The following is a 25,431-nucleotide window of genomic DNA, read 5'->3' on the forward strand; positions in this document are numbered from 1 at the left end:
GGCAGATTGAACATAACACCAGAGTACCTCCCAGTATTTGCTGGGGGGTACTCTGTATTAGGAAGATAAGAAAGGAGGGGCGGTTGATGATGGATGTACAGACTATTTTGATTGTGGACGATGACAGTGAGATCCGGGAAGGGCTTCGGATCCTGCTCAGTGGAGAACACTACATGATCTTAGAGGCAGCTGACGGGTATGAGGCGCTGGAACGGCTGACGGATACGGTGGATCTTGTCATTTTGGATATTATGATGCCGGGCTTTTCCGGCCTGCATGTCTGTGAGGAAATCCGCAAGCGTTCCGCAGTTCCCATCTTGTTTCTCACCGCCAAAGCGCAGGAATCGGACAAGCTGGTGGGGCTGATTGCCGGCGGGGATGATTATCTCTCCAAGCCCTTTTCTTATGCGGAATTGGTGGGACGGGTCAAGGCTTTGCTGCGCCGGTACTGCGTTTATCGGGGAAAGGCCCAGGCGGGAGCGTTGAGCCGGGATAATATTCTCTCCGCACGGGGAATTCGAATCAGTCTGGATTATAACCAAGTCTGGGTCCGGGGGCAGGAGGTGGAGCTGACGGAAATCGAATATAAAATTCTTCGTCTCCTAATGCAGAACCCGCAGCGTATCTTTTCCACCCAGAATATCTATGAAAGCGTGTGGGGAGAGCCCTATTACTATATTTCCAACGGCACTGTCATGGTTCATATCCGAAAGCTGCGCGTCAAAATTGAACAGGACCCGCAGAATCCCCGTTATTTAAAGACTGTCTGGGGAAAGGGGTATCGCTTTGAAATCAATGACCGGGAAGAGCTGTAGACGCAAGGGATTGATTACCCAGCATGGGGGACTTTTATGCCTGGCGGGGTGCGTCAGCGGCGTGCTGTTTTTTACCCTGAAGGTGGGAGGCGGCGTGCTTCTGGGGCGATATCTGGAGCAGGACCACAGACAGGAACAGCATGTGGAGGAGCAGGTGGCGTTATTTCAGGAGTATGTTACCGAACATAACCTTGCTGCCAGCGACACACAGGAACTGACCCAGTGGGTCCGTAGGAATCCATTGATCCTGATGGAAATTTACCGCTCCAATGTTTTGCTCTATACGTCCCTGGCCCCCGCGGAATCCAGCGATGGAGAACAGGACCTGGAGGCACCCTACTACGATTGGGTGTCCTATTACGAGGTTGAATTTTCAGACGGACCGGCGGATGTGGTCTTATATTCGGGTGAAGCCTACCAGTGGTATGTCTTTTTGACCATTACCAGTCTGGCGCTGTCCTTTGGAGTCTTTCTGGTGATTTTTATCCTGGGAATCCGGAAATTGGTGGAGTATATCTGCCTGCTCAGCGATCAGATCCAAGCTATGGAGGGAGGCGATCTGGACCAGGAAATTTACGTCAAAGGGGATCATGAGCTCTCTACCCTGGCGCGGGGACTGAATTCTATGCGCCTCTCGTTTCGGGAACAGAGAGAACGGGAGAAGGAGCTCTATCGAAACAACCAGATTATCATCACACAAATGTCCCACGATTTGCGCACGCCCCTTACGGCCATACAGATTTATACGGATATCCTGCGTTATCGGAAATTTGAAAACAGCGGTCAGGCCGAGGAATATCTCAACCGTATTGATGGGAAAATATCTCAAATTAAGCAGCTGGCGGAAAATATTTTTGAGTATTCCCTGGTACAGGGGGAGCCTCAGGTCATTTTAGAGGCATCGGAAGCGGTTCGGGAGATTTTCCATGATCCGCTGTCGGAAATGGCCGCTTATTTGGAGCGCCAGGGCCTTCAGCTTCAATTGGAAACGGGTTGGCCCGATGGAAGAATTTGTGTCTATGCGCCCTATGTGAAGCGCCTGATGGACAACATTGCGTCCAATCTGATAAAATATGCCCTTCCCGCGCAAGCGGTGCGTGTCGCTATGGTGGTGGAGGGACAGGAAATCTGTTTTCGTGTGACCAACGCCATCGCTCCTGAGGCCTCTGGACAAAGCAGCAGCGGCATTGGCCTTTCCAACATGCGGGCCATGATGGAAAAAATGGAAGGGAGCCTGGAGACAGTGCAGACTGGAGAGATGTTCCAGGTAACGCTTCGCTTTCCTCTGGCTTAATATATATCCCACACAAAAAGGCGCGGAGAACGGATTGGTCCGTTCTCCGCGTGTTGTCATTTATTCCACCACATGTAAAAGATCAGAAACATCCTTGCGGGGTGGGGCGGCCTTGGCCGGCTCCAGAGGATACCCCAGAGCGATGAGGTTGGTGACCCGTTCTCCCTGGGGAAGGGAGATGTACTGGCGGATCTTGTTCTCATCGAACACCCCTAAAATGACGCTGCCCACTCCTTTGGCGTAGGCAGACAGACAGAAGGTCTGGGTGGCGATCCCCGCATCAAACATCTCCCACCGGTCCCCCTGAGAGGTGGAGAAGCTGCCGTCAGGCTCATATCCGCTGAGCTTTTCCACCACAGTCACCAGCACCAGCGCCTTGCAGCGGAGAATAGTCTTGGCATTAAAGTCAAAATTCAGCACACAGTTTCGGGCAATTTCTTCTTTGGTCTGGGGATTCTTGATGACATGGTAGCGGGGAACCTGGGTATTTTTCCAAGAGGGAGAGAACCGGGCCAGATCCACGATTTCTTCCAGAACAGACTGAGAAATGTCCTGGTCAGAGAATTTTCTCACACTTCTTCTGCCCCTTACACATTCTTCAAACAGCATGGGAGAGCCTTCCTTTCTAAGCGGTGATATCTGGAAAAATGATAACACCCACGGGGAGGTGTGTCAATTCTTTTGAAGCGGTCGAGAGACCCATTGAAAACGACGAAAGGGCGGCGAGACTCTGGTCTCGCCGCCCTTTCAATGAAAGGTGAATCAGTAGTTCTCGCAGCTTACTTCAAAGAAGCTCTTGGAATAAAGGCAGGTGGGGCACACCTCCGGGGCGGCAGTGCCGACGACAATGTGTCCGCAGTTGCGGCACTCCCATACCTTGACCTGACTCTTCTCAAAGACCTGAGCGGTTTCCACATTGTGCAGCAGAGCGCGGTAACGCTCCTCATGGCGTTTCTCAATGGCGGCCACCAGGCGGAATTTGGCGGCCAGCTCGGGGAAACCCTCTTCCTCGGCCGTTTTGGCGAAGCCGTCGTACATATCCGTCCACTCATAGTTTTCCCCCTGAGCGGCATGGAGGAGATTTTCGGCCGTGTCGCCAATTCCATGGAGCTCCTCAAACCACAGTTTGGCGTGGGCCTTTTCATTTTCGGCGGTTTTCAGGAAGAGCTCGGCGATCTGCTCGTACCCTTCGCTCTGGGCCACAGCGGAGAAATAGGTGTACTTGTTCCGGGCCTGGGACTCTCCGGCAAAAGCGGCTTCCAGGTTCTTTTCGGTCTGAGTGCCGGCATACTTGTTGCCGTTTTTCACAGGGGCCTCTTCGATCTTTTCAAAAGCGGAGGCGGGCTGTTTGCACAGCGGGCAGGTAAAGTCCTCAGGCAGGGTTTCACCTTCATAAATGTAGCCGCAAATTTTACATTTCCACTTGCTCATCGTTGTTTGCTCTCCTTGTGTAATTTTTTCCGGATGGGGAAGGTCGGTGGGAAGCTGCTGGGAGTCGGGCTTCTTTTGAATGAGCCCGCTTCGGTCCTGATAGGTGGTATGAAGCATCTGTTCCGCCAGCTCGCTGAGAGGTTTGCCGTAGAAAGCCTCATAGACGGCCTGGATCTCGGGATTCTCATGGCTGGTGCGAAGGGCCATGGAGCCGTCCCGCTGATAGAGGGCGGCAATACGGCTCCTGCGGATTTCGTCTCCATCCTTCATCAGGTTCTTCGGCTGGCCGCCGCCGCCAATGCAGCCGCCGGGGCAGGCCATGACTTCTACAAAGTGATACTCTTTTCCCTCATCCTTCATGCGTTTGAGGAAGCTGCGGGCGTTGGCAGTGCCGTAGACTACGGCGACCCGGAGAGTGTGCTCTCCCACCGCCACCTGGGCCTCCCGGACGCCCTCATAGCCTCTCACAGCCTGGAGCTGAAGCAGGGTTTCCGGGGCTTTTTGGCCAGTGAGGTATTCATAGGCGGTGCGCAGGGCCGCTTCCATGACGCCGCCGGTATTGCCGAAAATGACCCCGGCGCCGGAGGCCTTGCCCATCAAAGAGTCATAGGCGGAGTCCTCCAGAGCGGTCCAGTCGATCCCGGCATCTTTGGCCCAGCGGGCCAACTCACGGGTGGTGATCACCTGGTCGGTGTCCCGCATGTCTTCCATGCCGTGGTAGTCGGCAGCGGCGTGCATCTCCTCCCGCCGGACTTCAAACTTTTTGGCGGTGCATGGGGTCAGGGTGACGTGGACGATCTTTTGAGGGTCCAACCCCATCTTTTGGGCAAAATAGGTCTTTACCGTGGGCCCCTGCATTCCAATGGGGCTTTTGGCTGTGGAGAGATGGGGCAGCAGCTCCGGGGCGTAAATCTCCGCAAAATGGACCCAGCCGGGGCAGCAGCTGGTAAACTGGGGGAGGGGGCGGTCCTTCTGGGTGATGCGCTGGATCAGCTCGCTGGCCTCCTCCACAATGGTGAGGTCGGCGGCAAAGTTGGTGTCCAACACATAGTCGGCCCCCAGGGCCCGGAGCAGAGCCACCATTTTTCCCTCCACAAAGGCTCCGGGCTCCATGCCGAATTCCTCACCCAGAGAGGCCCGGACTGCAGGGGAGGTGCTGACCACCACAACTTTGTCGGGGTCGGCAATGGCGCGCCGTACCTGGGGACACTCGTCCCGCTCGGTGATGCTGTCCACAGGGCAGACGTTGGCGCACTGTCCGCAGTAAATGCAGATGGCCTTTCCTCCGGTTTCCTCCAGTGTGTAGGCGCCGTGTACTCCCATCAGATTGGTACAGGCCTCCTTACACATACCGCACCGGATACATTTTTCTTCCCAGCGCACAATGCTGGGGTTGTCCGCTTCGATGGGAACGCGGACGGATAAAGGCAGATGATTCAGATTCCTCACATTCCTTTCTGTTTGTTGTTCTTCCTACATTCCTCACATAGATCCATCAATTTCAAGTCGTAAGACAGGATCGAACGCCCCACCGCCTTCTCCAACTGGGCAGTCAGGTCCCCCAAATCCACATCCAACAACCGGCCGCACTGTTTGCATACCAAATGGTCGTGACGCTGTGTCCGGTCATACCGGTCCGGCATGCCTTCTACGGATACCTTGCGGATGCAATCCTCCTGCCACAGATGGTTCAGGTTGTTATATACCGTGGCCAAAGCCACCTTAGGAAAGGTTTGCCGCAGTACGATAAACACTTCTTCGGCAGTCATATGACTGTGGGAGGAGGAGATGATTTCTAAAATTTTTGTTCCGTATTTCGTCACAGCACTCAACACCAAATTAGAATGATTCTAATTCTTATTATATAAATTTGGGGAGAAAAGTCAAGAGAAATTGAAGGGAACGGAGTATATTGCGCTGGGAAGGAAAGCAAAGCAGATTTGTGTCTTTGTAAGGTTGATAATCTTTGTGTTTTTGTGTATGATCGACTTACAAATAGCTGGGCAATGTTGAAACATCTGGGTGACACAGGTTGGGAGGAGGAAAGCCAATGAAGTACCAAAAATATGGCGATATGGTCATCTGCGCAGCTCCGGATGAGGGGGAGCTGGATTGGACCGAGATTGAAAACATTGTGCGCCATACCCATAATACATGGCAGCACGACCGGAAGGAGGAAGAAACCCGAAAAAATACCATCCAGGGGAAAAAAGCGGAGCTGGTGATGGAACGCCTGCTCTCTGCGTACAGCTCCTTCCGGTATTTGTCCTATGACCGCATTCGCAGGGATGACTTTAAAAAGCACGCCCCCTTTGACGGCCTGATCTATCCGGTGTCATTGGATGAAGGGGTAAAGGCTGAGGCCATCCAGCGCATTTGCAGCGATGTCCAAATCAGTGCGGGGGATTCGGGCGTTATTTCAGTGGAAACGCGGACCTTTTTGGCCAGCAGCGGGATTTTTACCGTGGAAATCAAGTCTTCACTTCTTCAGGATCCGAGAGACTACCAGAACATGGAGCACAAGGAGAACGGGGAGAGGACGCAGGCAGATTACCAGGCTTTATGCGGGCACATCAGGGAATTTTATGATTACTTTGTCTACCCTCACTACTGCAGGGACAGTGAAGCGGTTACCTGCTTTTACGAATATACCACCTATGTGCGGCGGAACCATCCGGAGCTTACGAAGGGTGTGGGGAGCAGGGGCTTTTTATATCGTCTCATGGAAACGGAATTTGACCATGCCTGCGACATCTATACCAGAGTGTTTTTTGATGTGCTGACGCAAGAGATCATCATCCCCGGTTACATCTTGAAAACCCGGTTTTTTGAGGAACCGAGAATCCAAAAGATGTACTCGTCAAAGTCATATAATGCCCTCTACTATATGTACCACATGAGATATGGAAGGTGTATCCTGTCCATAGACGAGGATGATGAGCTGCTCCATTGGGAACGCGATAAGGAATGCAGCCGGCTGTTCGGGGCAAAAAAGGTTCGCTGTCCCAACTGTGGGAACCTGCTGAAGATAAGGGAAGTCACAACAAGGCCAGACCCCAAGGAGAACAAATTCCATTATCTGTGCGATTCCTGTCAGAGAAATAAATGGTTTACCTTCAAACAGATTCATCCCCAGAATATGGAGAATCGGTAAAAGGAAGTTTCCCCCCTTGACATCGGGTGTCTAATGTAGTAGACTTCTTCGTAGAGAGTGTCTACTACATTAGACGAAGGGGGTACCCATATGGATACGCCGAAAATATTTGAAAGTGAATACCGTTTCTGTTTGATTTTGTGGGAGCGGGAACCGGTGACCACCACGGAGCTGGTGAAGTTGTGTCAGGAAGAGCTGGGATGGAAGCGCACCACCACCTACACTGTCATCAAGCGCCTGGGGGAGCGGGGAGTGCTGAAGAATGAGGACGGCGTGGTCTCGTCCCTGATCTCAAAGGAAGAGGTGCAAGTGTCTGAGCTTGATGAGCTGATGGAGAAAAAATTTCAGGGCTCGCTGCCCGCGTTCCTGTCCGCCTTTGCCCGCAGGCAGGCGCTGTCTGAGGAAGAGGTGGAGGAGATCCGGCGCATTCTTGAGAAATAGGGGGGCCGGCGATGGAAGCAGTATTCTTGAAGCTGGTCAATCTGAGCATTGCAGCCGGCTGGTTGGTCCTGGCGGTGATGGTGCTGCGGCTGGTGCTGCGGAAGGCACCAAAATGGATTTTCTGCCTATTGTGGGCCCTGGTGGCCCTGCGCCTGGTGTGTCCGTTTTCCATCGAGAGTGCCCTGAGCCTGATTCCCAGCGCCCAGACCCTGCCCCCGGAAATCCTGTACACAGCTGCGCCTCAAATTAACAGCGGGATCCCGGCTATCAACAGTGCCGTGAATCCCGTGCTGGACCAGAGCCTGGCCCCGGCACCTGGGGCCAGCGTCAACCCTGCCCATGTCTGGTCGTTTCTATTCTCCTGTGCGTGGATTGCCGGGGTGGCCATCATGGCGCTTTATGCCCTTGTGAGCTATTGGCTGGTAAAGCGCCGGGTGGCAACTGCCACCCTACTCCGGGAGAACATCAAGCAGAGCGAGTATGTGGATTCGCCCTTTGTGCTGGGTCTCTTTCGTCCGGTCATCTACCTGCCCTACGGGATGGAGGAGGACGACCAGGCCTATGTGGTGGCCCATGAGCGGGCCCACATCCGCCGGAAGGATCACTGGTGGAAGCCGCTGGGATTTGCCTTGTTGTCCGTTTACTGGTTCAACCCCCTGCTGTGGGTCGCCTATGTACTGCTGTGCCGTGACATTGAGGGGGCCTGCGATGAAAAGGTCATCCGGGAGATGGGCCTGGAGGACCGGAGGGGCTACTCCACCGCCCTTTTAAATTGCAGTGTGCGCCGCCGGTCCATTGCCGCCTGCCCCCTGGCCTTTGGGGAGGCGGGAGTGAAGGAGCGGATCAAGTCGGTCATGCATTATAAAAGGCCCGCCTTTTGGCTGGTTGCGGCGGCCCTGGTGGCCTGTGCGGCCGCGGCGGTGTGCTTTCTCACCGATCCGCCCCCCAGCCGATATTTTCCCATGGAAGGGACAAACATCGCCGACCTCGATCCCCAGGAGATCGTGGAGCGGATTGCCAAACTGGAGAAGCTGGAGGACGGTTCCAATCTGTACGTCAACGGGGACAATTTTGAACTTGCCCTTACCAGCGACTTTCAGTGGAAGGACTCCGGGACAGTACGCTTTTTCTTTCTCCGGGATCAGCAGACTTACAGTGCCCAGCTGCGTATTTTCCCCGACGAGGGCAAGTATTTTGTGACCGAGGCCACTTTGTGGGAGGAGCAGGACAGCTATTTTATGCTCCAGACCTATTTGGAAGCACTGAAATATCTGCCGCAGGACGTCATCCGGGAATGCACTCCTGAAGCGGAGGAATACTGTGTGTATCAGGTGAAGGATGGCACGCCCGCCAGTAGCAAACCCTCCTGGACCTATACAGCGGACGGGCCGGGAGTCATTGACGGCTGGTATATCCACCTGGCAGCGGCACCCAGCTTTGGAGGGAGCGAGGCGATCCCGGCAAAGGAGGTCCTCCACTTCTTTTACAGCGGGGAGAGTGCCTCCCCTGCGGTGACCAAATGGTTTGACTATGCGACTTCCTCGGAGGTGGACTGGGAAAAGGAACTTACCACCCAGGTGCCCCAGTTCCCCGGTGTGACCTTCCGTTATACTCCGGGGCAGATTACTGCCGTGAGTGAGGCGGAGTGGCAGCTGCGCCCGCTCATTTCAGGTATGCCCATCTGGAACGCCTACTTCTGTGATCTCACCGGAGACGGCCTGCCCGAGCTGTGCTCCACCTTCAGCTGGGGTTCTGGCATCGTTGACATCCGGGTAGTCATCTATGACTACGCCAACGACACCAGTTACATGCTGCAGGACCGGGGCAGGTACGACTACTGCCTCCGGTACGAAGAGTCGGACGGCTTTTTATATGTGGACAAACGGAGCTACATGAAACGTCAGAAGTATATGAAGGATACTTTGGTGTCGTCCCACCGCCTGGCTTATGTGGATGGGAGTATCCAGCTGTTGGACGTGGGTGCAGATGGATGGGGAGAGGGTATCTCCTTTACGCAGCAGACGGAAATTGTCCCCGGTGACTACGATTTTAACCATGACGGGGCCCCGGAAGTTGTGGAGCTGACAGCGAATCGAATGGAATACACCTGTTATGAGCTTCTGGTCACCGAGCAGGACGGGACAGAGCTGTGGCGGGGAGAGGCATATCCCGTCCATCCAGGCTACAACAGTATCTTTGCCTGCCGCCTGGAAGATGGGGACTACCTGCTCCAGTACCATCCCGCCATGTACCAGGGTTTCGCCACCTACACCTATGAGCTGTTCTCTCTGGACGAATCGGGAAACCCCGTAACCAAGCAGGAAAACAGCGTCAGCTTTGACGTGAACTGGGGTACACCTCTGCACGAGAGCTTCGATGGGGAAGCGGTCGCTGATTTTATGGATGAGCTCAACGGCCTGCTGGCACAAAGTAAGCTCCTGGTGACCACGGATACCGCTTTGGATGGCATCGATCCGGACCACCCACAGGACAACCTGTGGTGGCTTCGGTATGGGGACTTTGCCTATGACGAGAATCTGAGCCTGCGGGAAAACCTGCTGGCCCTTGAACAGTTTATTGGGGAGTAGCACAGCTTTTTTGCATGTCGCAGATTAGGAAAAACAGCGCCCCCGGCACAAGCTGGGGGCGCTGTTTTTCTTGACTTTCTCGATATTCGAGATATAATAAAATCAGAAAACTCGATCATCGAGAAAGGAGCGGCCGGGATGCCCAGAGAGAAATTTCAAACCCTCACCCAGCAGATGTTTTATATTCTGCTCTGCCTTTGTGAGGAGCGCCGGGGGATGGACATTCTGGAGCTGGTGCGGACCATGACCGGGGGGAGGGTAGCCATCGGTTCCGGTACCCTCTATGACCTTCTGGAGCAATTTACCACAGAAGGGATGATCCGGGAGACCAAGGCGGAGGGCCGCCGCCGCAGTTATATGATCACAGAGAAGGGACAGGGAATGCTAAAGCAGGAGTATCAGCGCCTGCGGGAGCAAACCGCCGATTATGAGCGGCTGCTGGGAAAGGAGGCAGAGGGATGAGCAAGGTCAAGCGCTGTTTTGCCAATTTTTCGCCCTTTGATCAGAAGACCATTGAAACAAAGCTGGAGGAGATGGCGGCAAAGGGCTGGATGATCCAAAAGCTGGGGAATCTCTTCTGGACGTATGAGCGGACGGAACCCCAAAGGCTTCACTTTGCCGTTACCTATTTTCCTGAAGCCTCGGAATTTGACCCAAAGCCCAGCGAGGGACAGCTGACCCGAGAGGAGTTCTGTACCCAGGACGGGTGGCAGCTGGCGGTTCGCTGGGGAGCCATGCAGATTTTTTATTCCACACAAGAAAACCCCGTGCCCATCGACACCGACCCGGTGACCCAGGTGGAAACCATCTGCCGAACCATGAAAAAAACCGTGGTGCCCACCCAGCTTGTGTCCCTGCCTATTTCGGTTTTTTACCTGGTGTTTCAACTGTGGGAGCTTTGGCATGCTCCGGTGGACTATCTGGCCAGTAGCTACAAACTTTTGTCCCTTCCCATGTGGCCGCTGCTGATCCTCGTAGAGGGCTATGAGCTATGGTTCTGCTTTCACTGGTGCCGCAGGGCCAAAAAAGCGGCACGGGATGGGGTGTTTCTTCCGGTCCGAAGCCACCAGTTTCTCAGCTGGTTTGTGCTGGCCGTTGCGGCGCTGTTCCTGCTGCTGTCCATGGGAGGGTCCGCCTTTTATGCCTCTGCCGTAGTATTCGGTGTGGTTATGGTGTTTGTCAGCGGGGCGGTGGGCAACCGGCTAAGCGGTTGGCTGAAGGGGCAGGGGGTCTCCCGGCGGGCAAATATGGTGGTCAGCTCGGTTGGAGTCCTGCTGGTGGTAATTCTCGCCTTTGCAGGGATGTTCGCGCTGATGATCGGGAACCGGTTCCCATTTTCTCCGGGCAGCACCCCGGTAGACACCTATGAGTGGAACGGGCACACCTATGACATCTATGATGACCCCCTGCCTCTCATCGTGGAGGACCTGGTGGAGGTGGAGGCCCGGTGGTCCAAGAAGGCCGAGATCCAGGAGAGCGTGTTTCTCACCTATGGAGAATATACCCAGCGTCCCCTCTATTCCGAGGAGGTGGACTACCAAATCCGGTATGACATTACCGATGTCAAAGTCCCTGCCCTCTATCCATTTATCCAGGAGAGCCTGGTCAACGCCCGGCAGGACCAGCTGCAGGGGGACTTTGTGTTTGTGGATCACTTTGAGCCCGCAGACCCGGCGCCCTGGGGAGCACAGGAAGCCTATCAGCTCCTGGGGAACGATGGCTTGATGAATACCTATTTGGTCTGCTGGGAAGACCGTATTGTGGAGATCAAATTTTACTGGACGCCTACCGCCGAGCAAATCGCACGGGCAGCGGACATCCTGCATATGGGAACCTAATAGAAGAAATGAAGGGGAGCTCCGGAAAGGGGCTCCCTTTTTTGGGAATCAGGAGGGTGGAACCCAAAAACAGTATTAAAAATAAACTACATATGTATAATATCTTGACAAGTGTAGAATTAGGAGCTATGATAGCTCCACTGAAACAAGGAGGAGAGCAAGATGGACGATCAGAAGGAGAACCACCTGGACCTGCGCCAGCGCAAGACCCGCAAGCTGCTGGTGGAGGCGCTGGCCCAGCTGCTGGTGGAGCGGCCCTACCAGGAGGTATCGGTGGTGGACATCTGCCAGCGGGCCATGGTGCACCGCACCACCTTTTATGCCCATTTTAATGACAAGCAGGAGCTGCTGCGCTATCTGCTGGAGGGGCTGGAGCGGGAGTGCGCTTCTACCTGTCTGCCCCAGGAGCCGGGATGGGGGCCCAGGGAATATTTGCTTACCGCTGGGCGCAACGTATTTCAATTTTTTGCCCAGCGCCGGGAGCTGTACCGGGCCTGCCTCAACAGCGGGGCGGATGCCCAGGCCCACACGTTGGAGGAGTGTGCCGCCGGAGAGCTGTGCCGCCTGTTGACTGAGCCCCGTTTCCGGGAGGCCTCGCCCCAGGTGGACCCCCAGGTAGCGGCCCATTTCTATACGGGAGCCATGCTTTCACTGATCCGGTGGTGGCTCTCCAGCGACGACCCTCTGCCCATTGATCATCTCCTGTCCAATTTGGAACAATTCATTCCCATCCAGTGAGGCCTTATCATGCAGGAAAAACGTACGGAAAGCCCTATGATCAAGCTTGCCCGCTTTATCGTGGACAAACGGAAGGCATTTTATCTGGTGTTTATTGCCGCCTTTGTGTTTTGCGGGGCGTCCATCAATAAAGTGCAAGTGAACAATGATATTACTTCGTATCTCCCGGCCCAGACGGAGACCCGACGGGGCCTTACCATTATGGATGAGGAGTTCATCACCCTGGGCAGCGCCAATGTGATGGTGGCCAATGTGACCTACCAAACGGCCCAGGACCTGGCCCGGAAGCTGGAAGCCGTCCCAGGAGTATCCGAGGTTGCCTTTGATGATACATCGGAGCACTACAAAGAAGCCTCGGCCCTGTTTACCATCTCCTTTGACGGGGAAGAAACTGACCCGGCCACGATTGAGGCCATGAACGGGGTGCTCGCTGCTCTGGAGGGTTACGACGTCTATTCTTCCACCCAGATCGGCCGGGATGAGTCGGCCAGTCTGCAAAAAGAGATGACGGTCATTTTGGCCATTGCAGCAGTGGTCATTGTGGTGGTACTGCTCTTTACTTCCAAAAGCTACATGGAGGTACCCGTCTATCTCATCGTTTTTGTGGTGGCTGCGGTGCTCAACATGGGCACCAACTTCATTTTCGGCACGATCTCCTTTATTACCAACTCCATTGCCGTGGTCCTCCAGCTGGCCCTGGCCATCGACTACGCCATCATCTTCTGCCACCGGTACATGGAAGAGCGGGACAACGGCCTAAGCCCCCGAGAGGCGGATATTGAAGCGCTGAGCAAGGCCATTGTGGAGATCTCTTCTTCCAGTCTGACTACCATTTCCGGCCTGGTGGCCCTGATGCTTATGCAGCTGCGCATCGGCTTTGACATGGGCATTGTTCTTTCCAAGGGCATTGTGTGCAGTATGCTGTGCGTCTTTTTGCTGATGCCGGGACTTCTTATGCTCTTCAGCGGCCCCATCGACCGCACCCGCCACCGCAATCTGGTGCCTAAGATCAATTTCTGGGGCAAGATCATCGTCCGTCTGCGCTATGTGCTGCCTCCCATTTTCCTGGTGGTAGTGGTAGCCGGGGCAGTGCTTTCTTCGCGGTGTGACTACGTCTTTGACACCAATGACACCGACTTTGACAACAAGCCCGACTGGCGCATCGCCGACGAAAAGGTGGCGGATACCTTCGGGTCTAAAAATACCATCGCCGTTCTGGTGCCACGGGGAAGCTACGGCAAGGAGCAGCGGATCTTAGAGCGGGCATCTCAGCTGCCTCAGGTGACCCAGGCCACCGGCCTGGCCAACATCGAGGTGGAGGATGGCCGGATGCTCACCGATGAAATGACGCCCCGGCAGTTTTCGGAGCTGGCCGGGGTGGACATCGAGCTTGCCCGGCTGCTTTATCAGGCCTATGGTCTGAGTGTAGAGGAATATGGGGCTATTTTCCAGGACCCGGATGACTACGCCGTTCCTCTCATCGACGTGTTTGAGTTCCTTCTGGAGCAGAAGGACAAAGGCGTGGTCAGCCTTACCGGAGAGCAGGAGGACAAAGTGAACGACCTCCAGGAGCAGCTGGACGTGGGATTGGAGCAGCTGCGGGGAGAGAACTGGTCCCGACTGGTCTTTGTGGCCGATGTGCCCACCGAGGGGGAGGAGACCTATGCTCTGCTGGATCAGATCCGTTCCATCGCCCAGGAGTATTATGGGGAGGACGTGATCCTGGTGGGCAACTCCACCAACGCCTTTGACCTGGCCAGCTCCTTCTCCGGGGACAACCTGAAGATCAGCGTCCTCACGGCCTTGTTTGTCATGGTGATTTTGCTGTTCACGTTCAAATCGGCGGGCCTGCCGATCTTGCTGGTACTTACCATTCAGGGCTCTATCTGGATCAACTTCTCTGTGCCGGTGCTCACGGGAACAAATCTGTTCTTCCTGAGCTACCTGGTGGTCAGTTCCATCCAGATGGGTGCCACCATTGACTACGCCATTGTCATCACCAACCGTTATATGGAGCTGAAAACCGTGATGGAACGCAAGCAGGCGGCGGTGGAGGCGTTAAGTCAGAGTTTCCCCACCATCCTGACCTCGGGCACCATCATGGCGGTGGCGGGCTTCCTTATCGGCGGCATTTCCACTGACGCCACCATCGGCTCGGTGGGCCAGACCCTGGGGAGGGGAACGGTTACCTCCATCATTTTGGTCATGACCGTATTGCCCCAGCTGCTCATGCTGGGAGATGCCCTTATCGAGCGCACTGCCATTACCCTTAACCGGGACCGGAAACAGCGCTTTAATCAGGGCACCATGCGCCTGGACGGCCATATCCGGGGCCATGTATCGGGCTTTGTGGACGGTGAATTCAAAGGGGTGCTCCACGGCAGCGTAGATGCCCTCATCGAGAGCAAATATCAGGAGCTGGACACTTCGGAACAGGAGGATCACCCATGAAACACATACAGCGAGGAGCTGCCCTCCTGACGGTGCTGGCGCTCCTGATTACCCTGACCCTGCCCGCTGCTGCGGCCTCGGACACGGTCATGATCTCCACGGTTCAGGATTTTATCCGCTTTTCCAAGAGATGTACCCAGGACACTTGGTCCCAGGGCCTCACCGTGGAGCTTACCGCTGACCTGGACCTGAGCGGTGACTTTACCCCAGTCCCCATCTTTCAGGGCACCTTCCACGGCAACGGCCACACCATCTCGGGCCTTTCGTTTGCAGAAAAGGGCTCGAAGACGGGACTGTTCCGTACGTTGACCCAGAGTGCAGTGGTGGAGAATCTTACTGTAGAGGGGACCCTGGAGCCCCAGGGCTCGGCCAGCCAGGCGGGGCTGTTGGCCGGGGAGAACTATGGGACCATCCGGAGCTGCGTTGCCCAGGGCTCTGTGGAGGCCCAAGAGGATGTGGGCGGCCTGGTGGGGCTCAACGGAACGGAGGGCAGGCTGCTGAGCTGCCGAAATGAAGCCGGTGTGTCCGGTGTGACCAATGTGGGCGGAATTGCAGGCCAAAACCTGGGATGGATCGAAGGGTGTATCAACAGCGCTTCCGTGAATATTCAGGCGGACCAGGAGACACCCACCAGCGTGGGAGGCGTGGCCGGATTGTCCCGTGGGACAATTCGGAGCTGCACCAACGCCGGAGCGGTGGGGTATCAGCATGTGGGCTATAATATGGGCGGCATTGTGGGCCTTCAGTCCGGGGAGGTCTCCGGCTGTGCCAATACCGGCCCGGTCAAGGGACGCAAGGATGTAGGCGGCATTGTGGGCCAGTTTGAGCCATACACCAGCCTTACTTACGGTGACTCCCCCTCCCAGCGGCTGACCGACAGCCTGGCTGCCTTGTTCGACCGGCTAGAGGACTTTACCAGTCAGCTCAATACCATGGTCGCCCAGGGCCTTACGGACGCGCGGAGCGTTCAAAGTTCCCTGTCTGCCGTTCAGGACCGGGTCTATGCGGCCGGGACAGAGGGGGTAGGGGATTTTCGAGCCATGTCCGACTCCCTATATCAATATACCACGCAAATCAGCAAAAGCCTGGACCAGCTGCGGGAGGATCTGGGCAACTTTGGAGATGATGCAGGAGATGCACTCCAGGAGACCCTGGACCAGTCGGATGCCTTGCTTGAGGCCTTGCAAAAGTTGGCCGCACAGGGAGACAGTGGTTTAGGGGATGCCATTCATGCCCTGGAACGTACGGTTTCCGCCATCCATACCCAGCTCCAGACGCTTCAGGATCACCGGCAAGCTATGATCCAGGAGCTGGATGCACTGAAACAATACCTGGCCGATGTGGCGCAGCTGATTCGATCCGGTCAGTTTGAACAGGCGCTGCAGCTGCCCTTTCCATCTCTGGACCCGGTGGGCCATATGAATGTCATTACCCAGGTGCTGAAGACAATTTCAAGTCTGGCTGCCCGGCTGCCGGGAGAGTGGGCAGACATTTATGACCAGACATCCCAAGCCGTGGGCCAGGCGGGCCGGGATATGGACCGGGCGTTGGACCGATTGTACCGGGCACTTACCGACCTCAATGAGGCGGGCAGCGCCTTTGCGGACAAAGCGCAGGATTCTCTGGAGGAAGTCAGCCGCGGGAGCGACCAGATTCGAGCGCTGTTAAAGGAATATACGGATACCCTGGGGGAGAAGGCCCAGTCGGCAGTGGATGATATTCACCATGAACTGAACGCCATCCAGGATCAGATGGATAGCATAACGCAGGCTGCCAAAGAGGACAACGATGCCCTTTATGCCTCCAGCCAGGCCATTATGGACCAGATGGAGCAGGTGCGCCAGGCCATTTCCGGCCTGGGGGAGGAGCCGGAGCTGACGGTTACGGACCTTACTGACGAGGAATCTCAGGGGCCGGGGCTGGTGATGAACTGTACTGCCTCGGGTACCGTGGAGGGGGACTCCAATGTAGGCGGTATTGTGGGTACTGTGTCCGCTGAGCTGGGAGACGACCCGGAGGCCACCTTTGACCTGGGAGACCTGAAGCTGATGAGCGATGTATATGCCACCCTCCGGGCGCTGGTGCGCCAGTGCCGGTTTGATGGTGCGGTAACGGTCAAAAATGAATGCGGCGGCGGTGTGGCGGGCCGGTGTGAAGCGGGTGTGATTCTGGACTGTGCCGCACGGGGAAGTATCGAAACCGGCGGGGATTACTGCGGCGGCATTGCCGGTCGGACACGGGGGAAGGTCATCCGCTGTGCTGCCCTTACCGACCTGACCGGCCAGAGCTGGCTGGGGGGTGTGACCGGCCTGGGCCAGGATATTTCCAACTGCCGGACCATGGTACGTGCTGACAGTGACGGAGAGTATCAGGGCGCTATTGCCGGACAGGCGGAGGGCACCCTCACCGAAAACTGCTATCTCATGGAAGACCTGGCCGGATTGGACGGGGTGGACTATTCCGGTATTGCCCAGGGCCTGGACTTTGCGTCCTTTTCCCAATTAGAGGGGATTCCCGCGGATTTTCTCACCTTCTCCTACCGTTTTGTGGTCCATGACCAAACGATTGCGGAGATTCCTTTTTCCTATGGGGAGGACCTGGATATGAGCCAGGTGCCGGAGACTCCGGAGCAAGACGGCCAGTATGGCCAGTGGCCTCAGTTCCCCACCCAGAATCTACGCCGCTCCATGGTGCTGAAGGCTCAATTTACCTCCCCCACCGCCACCCTGGCCGACCAGGAAGGGGTAGCCCAGCTGTTGGTGGAGGGCACCTTTGCTCCAGATGCCTGCCTGACTGTAGAGCAGGTGCGCTTACCCGACTGGAAGGCGGAGGGCTATAATGCCCTGGCCGCCTGGAGCTATGCAGTGACCGGCAGCCAGGAGGATACCGTCACAGTCCGCCTCCGGGCAGAGGATACGAAACGGCCTGGGGCGGCAGTCTATGAGAACGGACAGTGGAGATTGGTGAACAGCACGCTGGAAGGCAGCTACCTGATCTTTTCCGCACCGGCGCAGGGTCAGGTCCTGCTGCTGGACGCGGGAGCTCCCTTCCCCTGGCTCTGGGTGTTGGGAGCCGGAGGTGCCGCTTTACTTTTGGGAGCGTGGTTTGTCTCTAGAAAGAAGTGGCACAGAAAGGCGGAAGAGAATTCCACCGCCGATGTGTGACGTTTCTTATTTGGGCTCTTAAAACGCCAGAAAAAGGCGGCACAGCTTTCGCTGTGCCGCCTTGCCTTATGCCGGTTGGAGAAGACCCCAGTGAGGTCAGGTGCCCAGATAGGCTTTTTTTACTGCCTCGTTGGACAGAAGTTCCCGTCCGGTTCCGGAGAGGGTAATGCGCCCGGTTTCCAGTACGTAGCCGATATCGGCAATTTTCAGGGCCATGTTGGCGTTCTGCTCGATGAGCAGCACGGTGACCCCCTGCTTGTTGATCTCCTTGATGATGTCGAAAATACCCTTTACCACAATGGGAGCCAGTCCCAGGGAGGGCTCATCCATCATGATGATCTTGGGGCGGGACATGAGGGCCCGGCCCACAGCCAGCATCTGCTGTTCGCCGCCGGACAGGGTACCGGCCGCCTGCCAGGAGCGCTCCTTCAGACGGGGGAACAGCTCATAGACCCAGTTGAGGTCGTCGGTGAGGTCGTCCTTTCGAAGGTATGCGCCGATTTTCAGGTTCTCCAGCACGGTCAGATCGGGAAAGACCCGCCGCCCCTCAGGAACCAGAGTGATTCCCTTGGATACGATCCGGTCGGGGGAGAGGCCGGTGATGTCCTCACCCTGGAGGTGGATGCGCCCATGGGCGGGCTTGACCAGTCCGGCAATGGTGCGCAGAGTGGTGGATTTACCCGCGCCGTTGGCCCCGATGAGGGTGATGATTTTCCGCTCAGGCACCTCAAAGGTGACGCCCTTGACGGCTTCGATGCCGCCGTAGCTGACCTTTAGTTCATCAATCTTCAGCATCGTCTGCCACCCCCAAATATGCCTCGATAACACGAGGATTGTTCTGTACCTCTTCCGGACTGCCGTGGGCAATGAGCTTGCCGAAGTCCAGAACATAGATACGGTCAGAGATCTGCATGACCAGATCCATATGGTGCTCGATCATCAGGATGGTAAGATCATACTCGTCCCGGATCTGCTTGATAAAGTCAGTGAGCTCCTGGGTCTCCTGGGGGTTCATGCCCGCCGCCGGTTCGTCCAGAAGCAGCAGCTTGGGAGAGGTGGCCAGGGCACGGGCGATCTCCAGATGGCGCTGCAGGCCATAGGGGAGGGAACCGGCAATTTCGTCCTTCAGATGAAGCAGGTTCTGCTCCTCCAACAGGGCCAGAGATTCCTCCCGCATCCGCTTTTCTTCGGCCGCATTGAGACGGAAGGTGGCGGAAAAGACGTTCTGCTTGGCCCGCATGTGCTTGCCGATGAGCACGTTTTCCAGCACCGTCAGCTTGGAGAACAGGCGGATATTCTGGAAGGTCCGGGCGATGCCCAGATGGGTGATTTTATCCGGAGAGGGGTTGAGAATCTTGTCAGTAAAGGCAAGAGGGTCACGCTTCTTTTCTTCTGCCTTTCGGATTTCCAGAGCCTTGTCGTAGTCCGCCTGCATACGAGTTTTGACCTGCGGATCCTTTTGGGCCTCGATGGCGGAAAGGGCTTTCCGGTCGGATACATCCAGACGGGCGGTATACAGGTCCCGGTGTTCCCCCAGATAGCTTTTGGCCATTTTCCCCTGGGGGTGGTTGCGCACCATGGGCGCTCCGCAGAAAGAGACCAGGCCGTTGGTGGGCTCATAAACCCCGGTGATGCAGTTGAAGGCGGTGGTCTTACCGGCACCGTTGGGGCCGATGAGGGCCACGATCTCCCCTTTGTTTACCTCCAGGGACAGATCATTGACCGCCACCACGCCGCCAAACTGCATGGTGATGTGTTCCAGGCGAAGGACGTTGTCCAAACTCATTTCGCCCCCTCCTTTCCAATGGCTTTCTTGCCGCGCAGGAAGAGATCGGTGAATTCCTTGTCACCCATAATGCCCTGGCGGAAGAAGAGCACCACAATCATAATGACGACGGAGAAGACCACCATGCGGAAGCCCGTTCCCATCAGAGGAACGTTCAGAGAGCCGGTGACAATGAAGTAGCCCAGCCAGCCCAGCAGGAGCAGGGCGACGATCCAGGTGAGAATTTCTGCCCACATTCGTCCGGGACCCTTGCGCTCCCGGCGGATGAGCAGAAAAGCGCCCCCGATGACCACCACGGCGAAGATGACGATGAAGGCGATGCGTTTGGGCTGCATAGTGGAAGTGAACACCATCTTGTTGTCCAAAAAGCGCAGCCACCACTCCGAGCAGGCCACATACAGGAAGGTGGCAAGGCAGGAGCCGGAGATGGAGCCGATGCCGCCGATGACCACGATGAGCAGGATCTCATAGGTCATGGTGGAGGTGTAGACCTTGGCCTGGGCGTTGTTGGCGAACATGGCAAACAAGGCGCCGCCCACCCCGGCGAAGAAGGAAGAGATGCAGAAGGAGAGCATCTTGTGCCGGGGGAGGTTGATGCCCATAGCTTCGGCGGCGATCTCATCCTCACGGATGGCCTTGAAGGCCCGGCCGTAGGAGGAATTGATGAGCATTACGATGACGATGATGCACAAGGTGGCAATGAGCAGGGGGAAGAAAGCGGAGAGATAGAGGACCACCTTGCCGTCCGGTCCGGTGATGTTGAAGTTATTGAAGGTGGGGATCTGGGTGATCATATTGGCGCCGTTGGTGACCGGACCCAGGGCCTGCCACTGGAAGATGGCCCGGAGGATCTCCGCAAAGCCCAGGGTGGCGATGGCCAGGTAGTCGCTCTTCAAACGCAGTACGGGCAGGCCGATGAGCCAGGCAAACAGGGCGGCCACGCACCCGCCCAGCAGGATGGCCAGGATCACGCCCAGAATGAGCCCCACAGGGGTGTCCAGCCCGCCGAAGAGGTCGGGCAGGGAGAACTTCACCGCAGAGCCGCCGAAGAGGTAATATACCTGATCCTTCACAGCCACAGGCACAGTGAGAATGGCGTAGGTATAGGCGCCCAGAAGCATGAAACCCGCCTGGCCCAGGGAGAACAGGCCGGTAAAGCCGTTGAGCAGGTTCATGGACACGGCCACAAGAGAGTAGACCGCACCCTTTTTCAGCACCACAAACAGCTGACTGGTGGGGGCAAGGGTGTTTTCCAGCACGATGACCAGAATGAGGAAGGCCGCCGCGGCGGCCAGGCCGATGAGAGCGCCCGTTTTATCTTTTTTCTGCAATGTCATTGTGGGCACCTCCTTAAACCTTATCGGTGGCCTTTTCCCCGAACAATCCGGTGGGTTTAAAGACCAGGATGATGATGAGCAGGGCGAAGGTAAAGGCGTCCACGAAGGTGGTGGCTCCCTCAAAGGGCAGGATCTTTACAAAGTTCTCGCAGATGCCGATGAGGAAGGCGCCGATCACCGCTCCGGGAATAGAGCCGATGCCCCCGAACACCGCCGCCACAAAGGCCTTCAGGCCGGGCATGGAGCCCACGGTAGGCACTACGGAGGAGTAGGTAGTGAAGTAGAGCATGGAGCCCACCGCCGCCAGGGCAGAGCCGATGATGAAGGTGGTGGAGATGACGGAGTTGATTTTAATGCCCATGAGCTGGCTGGTCTCAAAGTCCTTGGCCACCGAGCGCATAGCCATACCAATTTTGGTGTGGTTGATGAGCTGGGTGAGCAGGATTACCAGGGCTACCACCAGGAAGGGGGTGAGGATAACTACCCACTTGATGGAGGTTCCGGCCACGGTGATGGTGTCGGACAGGAAGGGGATAGAGGGGTAGATCATGGGCTGGCCGCCGGTGATATAGGTGGCGGAGTTCTGGAGCAAATAGCTCACGCCGATGGCGGAGATCATCACCGACATGCGGGGAGCGGTGCGCAGGGGCTTATAGGCCACCCGCTCAATGCAGAAGCCCAGGGCCACTGTCAGCACCAGCACCAGCAAGAGCATGACAGGGATGACCAGGGCAGGGGAGAGACAGGCGGCCAGGAAGGTGTTCAGATAAATACCCATCAGACCGGCTACCATGAACACATCACCATGGGCGAAGTTGATCAGACGCAGAATGCCGTATACCATGGTGTACCCGATGGCGATCAGAGCATACTGGCCGCCCACGGAAATGCCGAACAGCAGGGTGGAGATAAAAAATTCCATAGAATTTCCTCCCAATTATGTATGTGTGGTTGGGACGCTGGGCTGTCTCAAAAAGAGGAAGGCCCGCCTCCTTTTGAGGCGGCCCAGCCGGGGAATAATCAGGATTTGGCGGGGACCCTGTGGGGCCCCCGCCAAATATCCAGTCCGTTGTGTGCGGGGTGGACTTACTGAGCCACCGTCTGCTGGGTCTCCAGCTCCCAGGCGCCGTCGTTGGTGGAGTGCTTGATGTAAGCGGTATCGCGGACCGCATCGCCGTTGGTGTCGTCAAAGGCGATGTGGCCGGACACGCCGTCATACTCCACATCCCACAGCGCGGCCTTGATGGCGGCGGGGTCCACGGAGTCGGCGGCCTTGATGGCCTCCAGAGCCACATAGTAGGCATCGTAGCCCATAGCGGTGACAGCGGCCACGGTGTCGTTGCCGCCATTGGCGTCCAGAGCGCCGGAAGCGGTGTTGATGTAATTCTTCACGCCCTCATCGAAGGTGGGGTTGCCGCCCTCCTGATAGAAGGTGGAGACGTACAGCTGGATGTTGGTGCCCTTGGCGGCCTCCAGAACCATGTTGTCGTCCAGAGTGTCGGAGCCCACAAAGGGGATGTCCAGACCCAGAGAGGCGGCCTGGGTGATGATCTGGGTGGCGTAGGCAATGGACACGGGGGTAAAGATAACATCGGCGCCCTCAGCCTTGGCCTTGTTCAGGTAGGAGTTGAAGTCAGAGTTGTTGGTGGGGAAGGAGTCGGTGATGACCTTGCCGCCGGCCGCTTCAAAGGCGGTCTTGAAGAAGGCGATCAGGCCCTGGTCGTACTCGTTGCCCGCCTCGCCCAGACAATAGGCGGTCTTAGCCTGGAACTTATCCATGGAGAAGTTGGCCAGAACGGTGCCCTGGAAGGGGTCCAGGAAGCAGATGCGGAAGTAGTGGTCGTTGCCGGCGGTTACCTGGGGATTGGTGCAGGTGACGCCGATGGCGGGAATGCCTGCATTGCTGAAGGTGGGGCTGGCGGCAATGGACACGCCGGAGCCATAGGAGCCCAGCACCAGAGCCACGCCCTCGCTGACCAGCTGCGCGGCGGCGGTGGGGGCCTTATCGGTAGTGGAGCCGTTGTCGGCGTAGACCAGCTGGACCTGATACTCCTCGCCGCCCACGGTGACAGTGGGAGTCTCAGAGTTGGCAAACTGCATGCCCAGCATCTCTTTTTTGCCGCCGGAAGCAGAGTCGCCGGTGGCAGGCTCAAAGACACCGATCTTGACAACCTTGTCACCGGCGGCGGCAGAGCTGCCGGTGCTGGCGGAACCGCTGGGAGTGGAGCCGGAAGAGGTATTTCCTCCGCCGCAGCCGGCCAGCAGGCTCAGCATCATAGCAGCGGAAAGAGCGCTTGCAAGAAACTTTTTCATCATTCTTACTCCTTTTCCAAATAGGTTGCTCGCGCGGAATTGCCACAAAAATGTTTTTCTGGCAAATACACTTGTACGCGAATATGGTGACATTATACCTTGGTGCCAGGGAAAAAGCAATACAGATTTGCAAAGTATTTTCTGCAAAGTTGCAGATTTGCCTGTCAGAGAGCCGAGAAGAGGGGAGAACAAACGCAAGATATGGGAGAATGGGGACGTTTTAAAACCTGTTTTTGTAGTAGATACCGAAATACTGGAGGGAATATAAAAATATTTTGTATATATTAGCGAAATAAAGCAATCGACCGGAAAATTTTCTTGTAATTTGTGTGCTGTGAGCATATAATTGTCCTTAACAAACGGACAACTGAACAGGCCAGACGATGTTCACAGGGAAGCGGCCCCGTTTTAACGGGCCCACCGACGGTGTAACGCTCTCAGGTACGAGGACTGTGGACGGATGGCACTCTGGAGACACCCGCCCTGTGCGGGGGCCGAAGGTGCAAAACGGCGGAGCTTCCGCCGTCAATCTCTCAGGCAAAAGGACAGAGACAGCGCAAACGGATCGGGGCCAATCCGGACCCGCCGGGATCGCCGTCAATAGCTTGGAAAAGAGGGGTTTGGCATCGGGCCGGACTCCTCTGTTTGTCTGTTTGGGCTATGTTGCAGAGAGGGGAAGGATTAACATGATGGAAATGATCACCACGGTCAACAGCGCAGTCAGCGGCTTTGTGTGGGGCCCGATTATGCTGGCACTGTTGGTGGGGACTGGTGTGTTTCTCACCTGCCGCACCGGCTGGGTTCAGGTGCGCCGGTTTGGTTACATTATGAAAAATACAGTGGGATCTCTGTTTCGTAAGTCAGACAAAGACCATGGGAGCAATTTGTCCCCCTTCCAGGCGGTGACCACTGCCCTGGCGGGCACCGTGGGTACAGGCAACATTGCCGGTGTTACCGGCGCCATCTTCATCGGGGGCCCCGGCGCTGTGTTTTGGATGTGGGTATCTGCTTTCTTTGGCATGTGTACCAAATATGCCGAGATCGCCCTGGCTCTGGAGTACCGGGTGACCGATGAGAATGGCACCCACAAGGGCGGCCCCATGTATTACATTGAGCGGGGCCTGGGCAAGGGCTGGAAGCCCCTGGCCGTGCTCTTTGCCCTTTTGGGCGGTGTCGCTTCCTTTGGAATCGGTAATATCGCCCAGTCCAGCGAGATTGCCGGAGCCATGAATGGAATGTTCGGGATGGACACCAGGGTGGCGGGCGTACTGCTGGCCGTTATTGTGGCCGTTGTGGTCATCGGCGGTGTCAAGCGCATTGGTCAGGTGGCCTCCTATCTGGTGCCCTTTATGGCCATCTTCTATATCCTGGCCGGTGTGGTCGTGATCGTTATGCGCATTGGAGATGTCCCCGGTGTGCTTGCCAACATTGTGACCAGCGCTTTCAGTATGGAGGCGGTGGGCGGCGGTGTGTTTGGCTACGCCTTCATGGTAGCAATGAAGCAGGGTTTTGCCCGTGGTGTGTTCTCCAATGAGGCCGGACTCGGCTCTGCCCCCATTGCCCACGCTGCCTCCTCCACCGACGAACCGATCGAGCAGGCTATGTGGGGAGTGTTTGAGGTGTTCATCGACACTATTGTCATCTGTACCATCACCTCTCTGACGGTGCTTTTGTCCGGCCTGGAGCTGGGAGAGACTGCGCTGGCCGCCCATACCTCCAACGGTGCCGCGGCGGTGAAGGCCTTCAATACCATTCTCCCCGGTGAGCTGGGTGGCCTTATCATTCAAGTCAGCCTTTTGTTCTTTGCCCTTTCCACCATTCTGGGCTGGAGCTATTATGGTGAGCGGTGCTGGGGCTATCTGACAGGGGAGAATAAGGTGATCAAAATCGTCTATAAAGCAGCCTTTGTGCTGATGTGCGTGGTGGGGTCCACGGGCTCCGGGAAACTCATGTGGAGCATCGCCGACACCTTGAACGGCATGATGGCTATCCCCAACCTGGTGGGCCTGTTGGCCTTGTCCGGTGTGGTGGCCAGGCTGAGCCGGGATTATTTCAACAGGACCATAAAAAAATAAAACCGC

The 25,431-nt window shown here is 56.4% G+C and carries 19 protein-coding genes and 2 riboswitches; of the genes, 11 read left to right on the forward strand and 8 right to left on the reverse strand.

From position 1 onward, the window contains the following. Positions 1-89: 89 nt before the first annotated feature. Positions 90-815 carry a response regulator transcription factor gene (locus ACTQ3R_RS07435; protein ID WP_441778557.1) on the forward strand — a complete coding sequence of 242 codons (726 nt, stop codon included), beginning with the start codon at positions 90-92 and terminating at the stop codon, positions 813-815. Further along, positions 796-2,109: a histidine kinase dimerization/phospho-acceptor domain-containing protein gene (locus ACTQ3R_RS07440; protein WP_441778556.1), complete on the forward strand. Its 1,314-nt coding sequence runs from the start codon at positions 796-798 to the stop codon at positions 2,107-2,109. Before ACTQ3R_RS07435 ends, ACTQ3R_RS07440 begins: the two co-directional genes overlap by 20 nt. A 60-nt stretch (positions 2,110-2,169) precedes the next feature. Here the strand turns inward: ACTQ3R_RS07440 and ACTQ3R_RS07445 are convergent, their stop codons facing one another. The 3 genes from ACTQ3R_RS07445 to ACTQ3R_RS07455 all read right to left on the reverse strand — a co-directional run bounded on the left by ACTQ3R_RS07445 (position 2,170) and on the right by ACTQ3R_RS07455 (position 5,363). Beyond that, positions 2,170-2,718 (reverse strand): nitroreductase family protein, encoded by a 549-nt coding sequence (locus ACTQ3R_RS07445; protein WP_441778435.1) that lies wholly within the window; start codon positions 2,716-2,718, stop codon positions 2,170-2,172. A 153-nt stretch (positions 2,719-2,871) separates the two neighbouring features. Further along, the gene (gene rbr, locus ACTQ3R_RS07450) at positions 2,872-4,989 is read right to left on the reverse strand and encodes a rubrerythrin (protein ID WP_441778434.1); all 2,118 of its coding nucleotides are present in this window, start codon (positions 4,987-4,989) and stop codon (positions 2,872-2,874) included. Next, positions 4,986-5,363 carry a Fur family transcriptional regulator gene (locus ACTQ3R_RS07455; RefSeq protein ID WP_441778433.1) on the reverse strand — a complete coding sequence of 126 codons (378 nt, stop codon included), beginning with the start codon at positions 5,361-5,363 and terminating at the stop codon, positions 4,986-4,988. The genes rbr and ACTQ3R_RS07455 overlap by 4 nt, the downstream gene beginning before the upstream one ends. A gap of 227 nt (positions 5,364-5,590) precedes the next feature. On the opposite strand from ACTQ3R_RS07455, the gene ACTQ3R_RS07460 reads away from it, so the two are divergent. The 8 genes from ACTQ3R_RS07460 (at position 5,591) to ACTQ3R_RS07495 (ending at position 17,914) form a co-directional block, all read left to right on the forward strand. After that, on the forward strand, positions 5,591-6,694 hold the full coding sequence (locus ACTQ3R_RS07460) for a hypothetical protein (RefSeq protein WP_441778432.1): 1,104 nt from the start codon (positions 5,591-5,593) through the stop codon (positions 6,692-6,694). Between the two features lie 90 nt (positions 6,695-6,784). Beyond that, positions 6,785-7,135: a BlaI/MecI/CopY family transcriptional regulator gene (locus tag ACTQ3R_RS07465; RefSeq protein WP_441778431.1), complete on the forward strand. Its 351-nt coding sequence runs from the start codon at positions 6,785-6,787 to the stop codon at positions 7,133-7,135. An 11-nt stretch (positions 7,136-7,146) separates the two neighbouring features. After that, on the forward strand, positions 7,147-9,723 hold the full coding sequence (locus ACTQ3R_RS07470) for a M56 family metallopeptidase (RefSeq protein ID WP_441778430.1): 2,577 nt from the start codon (positions 7,147-7,149) through the stop codon (positions 9,721-9,723). 138 nt (positions 9,724-9,861) lie between these two features. Next, on the forward strand, positions 9,862-10,185 hold the full coding sequence (locus ACTQ3R_RS07475; protein WP_441778429.1) for a PadR family transcriptional regulator: 324 nt from the start codon (positions 9,862-9,864) through the stop codon (positions 10,183-10,185). Further along, on the forward strand, positions 10,182-11,561 hold the full coding sequence (locus ACTQ3R_RS07480; RefSeq protein ID WP_441778428.1) for a DUF2812 domain-containing protein: 1,380 nt from the start codon (positions 10,182-10,184) through the stop codon (positions 11,559-11,561). Before ACTQ3R_RS07475 ends, ACTQ3R_RS07480 begins: the two co-directional genes overlap by 4 nt. A gap of 162 nt (positions 11,562-11,723) precedes the next feature. Further along, complete coding sequence (locus ACTQ3R_RS07485; RefSeq protein ID WP_441778427.1) at positions 11,724-12,299, forward strand: TetR/AcrR family transcriptional regulator; 576 nt, start codon at positions 11,724-11,726, stop codon at positions 12,297-12,299. Positions 12,300-12,308: 9 nt separating this feature from the next. Continuing rightward, complete coding sequence (locus ACTQ3R_RS07490; RefSeq protein ID WP_441778426.1) at positions 12,309-14,750, forward strand: efflux RND transporter permease subunit; 2,442 nt, start codon at positions 12,309-12,311, stop codon at positions 14,748-14,750. Continuing rightward, positions 14,747-17,914 carry a hypothetical protein gene (locus tag ACTQ3R_RS07495; protein ID WP_441778425.1) on the forward strand — a complete coding sequence of 1,056 codons (3,168 nt, stop codon included), beginning with the start codon at positions 14,747-14,749 and terminating at the stop codon, positions 17,912-17,914. Before ACTQ3R_RS07490 ends, ACTQ3R_RS07495 begins: the two co-directional genes overlap by 4 nt. A gap of 96 nt (positions 17,915-18,010) precedes the next feature. On the opposite strand, the gene ACTQ3R_RS07500 is transcribed toward ACTQ3R_RS07495, so the two are convergent. The 5 genes from ACTQ3R_RS07500 to ACTQ3R_RS07520 form a co-directional block, all read right to left on the reverse strand. Next, positions 18,011-18,709: an ABC transporter ATP-binding protein gene (locus tag ACTQ3R_RS07500; protein WP_441778424.1), complete on the reverse strand. Its 699-nt coding sequence runs from the start codon at positions 18,707-18,709 to the stop codon at positions 18,011-18,013. Beyond that, the gene (locus ACTQ3R_RS07505) at positions 18,696-19,700 is read right to left on the reverse strand and encodes an ABC transporter ATP-binding protein (protein ID WP_441778423.1); all 1,005 of its coding nucleotides are present in this window, start codon (positions 19,698-19,700) and stop codon (positions 18,696-18,698) included. The genes ACTQ3R_RS07500 and ACTQ3R_RS07505 overlap by 14 nt, the downstream gene beginning before the upstream one ends. Continuing rightward, on the reverse strand, positions 19,697-21,037 hold the full coding sequence (locus ACTQ3R_RS07510; RefSeq protein ID WP_441778422.1) for a branched-chain amino acid ABC transporter permease: 1,341 nt from the start codon (positions 21,035-21,037) through the stop codon (positions 19,697-19,699). Before ACTQ3R_RS07510 ends, ACTQ3R_RS07505 begins: the two co-directional genes overlap by 4 nt. A 13-nt stretch (positions 21,038-21,050) precedes the next feature. After that, positions 21,051-21,959, reverse strand: coding sequence for a branched-chain amino acid ABC transporter permease (locus tag ACTQ3R_RS07515; protein WP_441778421.1), 909 nt, complete (start codon positions 21,957-21,959; stop codon positions 21,051-21,053). Positions 21,960-22,123: 164 nt separating this feature from the next. Beyond that, positions 22,124-23,350, reverse strand: coding sequence for an ABC transporter substrate-binding protein (locus ACTQ3R_RS07520; RefSeq protein ID WP_441778420.1), 1,227 nt, complete (start codon positions 23,348-23,350; stop codon positions 22,124-22,126). A 380-nt stretch (positions 23,351-23,730) separates the two neighbouring features. Continuing rightward, positions 23,731-23,813, forward strand: a riboswitch (glycine riboswitch). Positions 23,814-23,816: 3 nt separating this feature from the next. Then, positions 23,817-23,901: riboswitch (glycine riboswitch) on the forward strand. Between the two features lie 135 nt (positions 23,902-24,036). Here ACTQ3R_RS07520 and ACTQ3R_RS07525 point away from each other — a divergent pair. After that, positions 24,037-25,425, forward strand: a complete 1,389-nt coding sequence (locus tag ACTQ3R_RS07525; RefSeq protein ID WP_441778419.1) for an alanine/glycine:cation symporter family protein — start codon at positions 24,037-24,039, stop codon at positions 25,423-25,425. The last annotated feature ends 6 nt before the right edge of the window (positions 25,426-25,431 follow it).

This window comes from Lawsonibacter sp. LCP25S3_E2 (assembly GCF_052117285.1).
Taxonomy (GTDB): Bacteria; Bacillota; Clostridia; order Oscillospirales; family Oscillospiraceae; genus Lawsonibacter.

What these genes read in the sequence shown, in the direction of transcription:
- ACTQ3R_RS07435 (WP_441778557.1), top strand. Translation starts at nt 90, where the DNA reads ATGGATGTACAGACTATTTTGATTGTGGACGATGACAGTGAGATCCGG.
- ACTQ3R_RS07440 (WP_441778556.1), top strand. Translation starts at nt 796, where the DNA reads ATGACCGGGAAGAGCTGTAGACGCAAGGGATTGATTACCCAGCATGGG.
- ACTQ3R_RS07445 (WP_441778435.1), bottom strand. Translation starts at nt 2,718, where the DNA reads ATGCTGTTTGAAGAATGTGTAAGGGGCAGAAGAAGTGTGAGAAAATTC.
- ACTQ3R_RS07460 (WP_441778432.1), top strand. Translation starts at nt 5,591, where the DNA reads ATGAAGTACCAAAAATATGGCGATATGGTCATCTGCGCAGCTCCGGAT.
- ACTQ3R_RS07465 (WP_441778431.1), top strand. Translation starts at nt 6,785, where the DNA reads ATGGATACGCCGAAAATATTTGAAAGTGAATACCGTTTCTGTTTGATT.
- ACTQ3R_RS07470 (WP_441778430.1), top strand. Translation starts at nt 7,147, where the DNA reads ATGGAAGCAGTATTCTTGAAGCTGGTCAATCTGAGCATTGCAGCCGGC.
- ACTQ3R_RS07475 (WP_441778429.1), top strand. Translation starts at nt 9,862, where the DNA reads ATGCCCAGAGAGAAATTTCAAACCCTCACCCAGCAGATGTTTTATATT.
- ACTQ3R_RS07480 (WP_441778428.1), top strand. Translation starts at nt 10,182, where the DNA reads ATGAGCAAGGTCAAGCGCTGTTTTGCCAATTTTTCGCCCTTTGATCAG.
- ACTQ3R_RS07485 (WP_441778427.1), top strand. Translation starts at nt 11,724, where the DNA reads ATGGACGATCAGAAGGAGAACCACCTGGACCTGCGCCAGCGCAAGACC.
- ACTQ3R_RS07490 (WP_441778426.1), top strand. Translation starts at nt 12,309, where the DNA reads ATGCAGGAAAAACGTACGGAAAGCCCTATGATCAAGCTTGCCCGCTTT.
- ACTQ3R_RS07495 (WP_441778425.1), top strand. Translation starts at nt 14,747, where the DNA reads ATGAAACACATACAGCGAGGAGCTGCCCTCCTGACGGTGCTGGCGCTC.
- ACTQ3R_RS07500 (WP_441778424.1), bottom strand. Translation starts at nt 18,709, where the DNA reads ATGCTGAAGATTGATGAACTAAAGGTCAGCTACGGCGGCATCGAAGCC.
- ACTQ3R_RS07505 (WP_441778423.1), bottom strand. Translation starts at nt 19,700, where the DNA reads ATGAGTTTGGACAACGTCCTTCGCCTGGAACACATCACCATGCAGTTT.
- ACTQ3R_RS07510 (WP_441778422.1), bottom strand. Translation starts at nt 21,037, where the DNA reads ATGACATTGCAGAAAAAAGATAAAACGGGCGCTCTCATCGGCCTGGCC.
- ACTQ3R_RS07515 (WP_441778421.1), bottom strand. Translation starts at nt 21,959, where the DNA reads ATGGAATTTTTTATCTCCACCCTGCTGTTCGGCATTTCCGTGGGCGGC.
- ACTQ3R_RS07520 (WP_441778420.1), bottom strand. Translation starts at nt 23,350, where the DNA reads ATGAAAAAGTTTCTTGCAAGCGCTCTTTCCGCTGCTATGATGCTGAGC.
- ACTQ3R_RS07525 (WP_441778419.1), top strand. Translation starts at nt 24,037, where the DNA reads ATGATGGAAATGATCACCACGGTCAACAGCGCAGTCAGCGGCTTTGTG.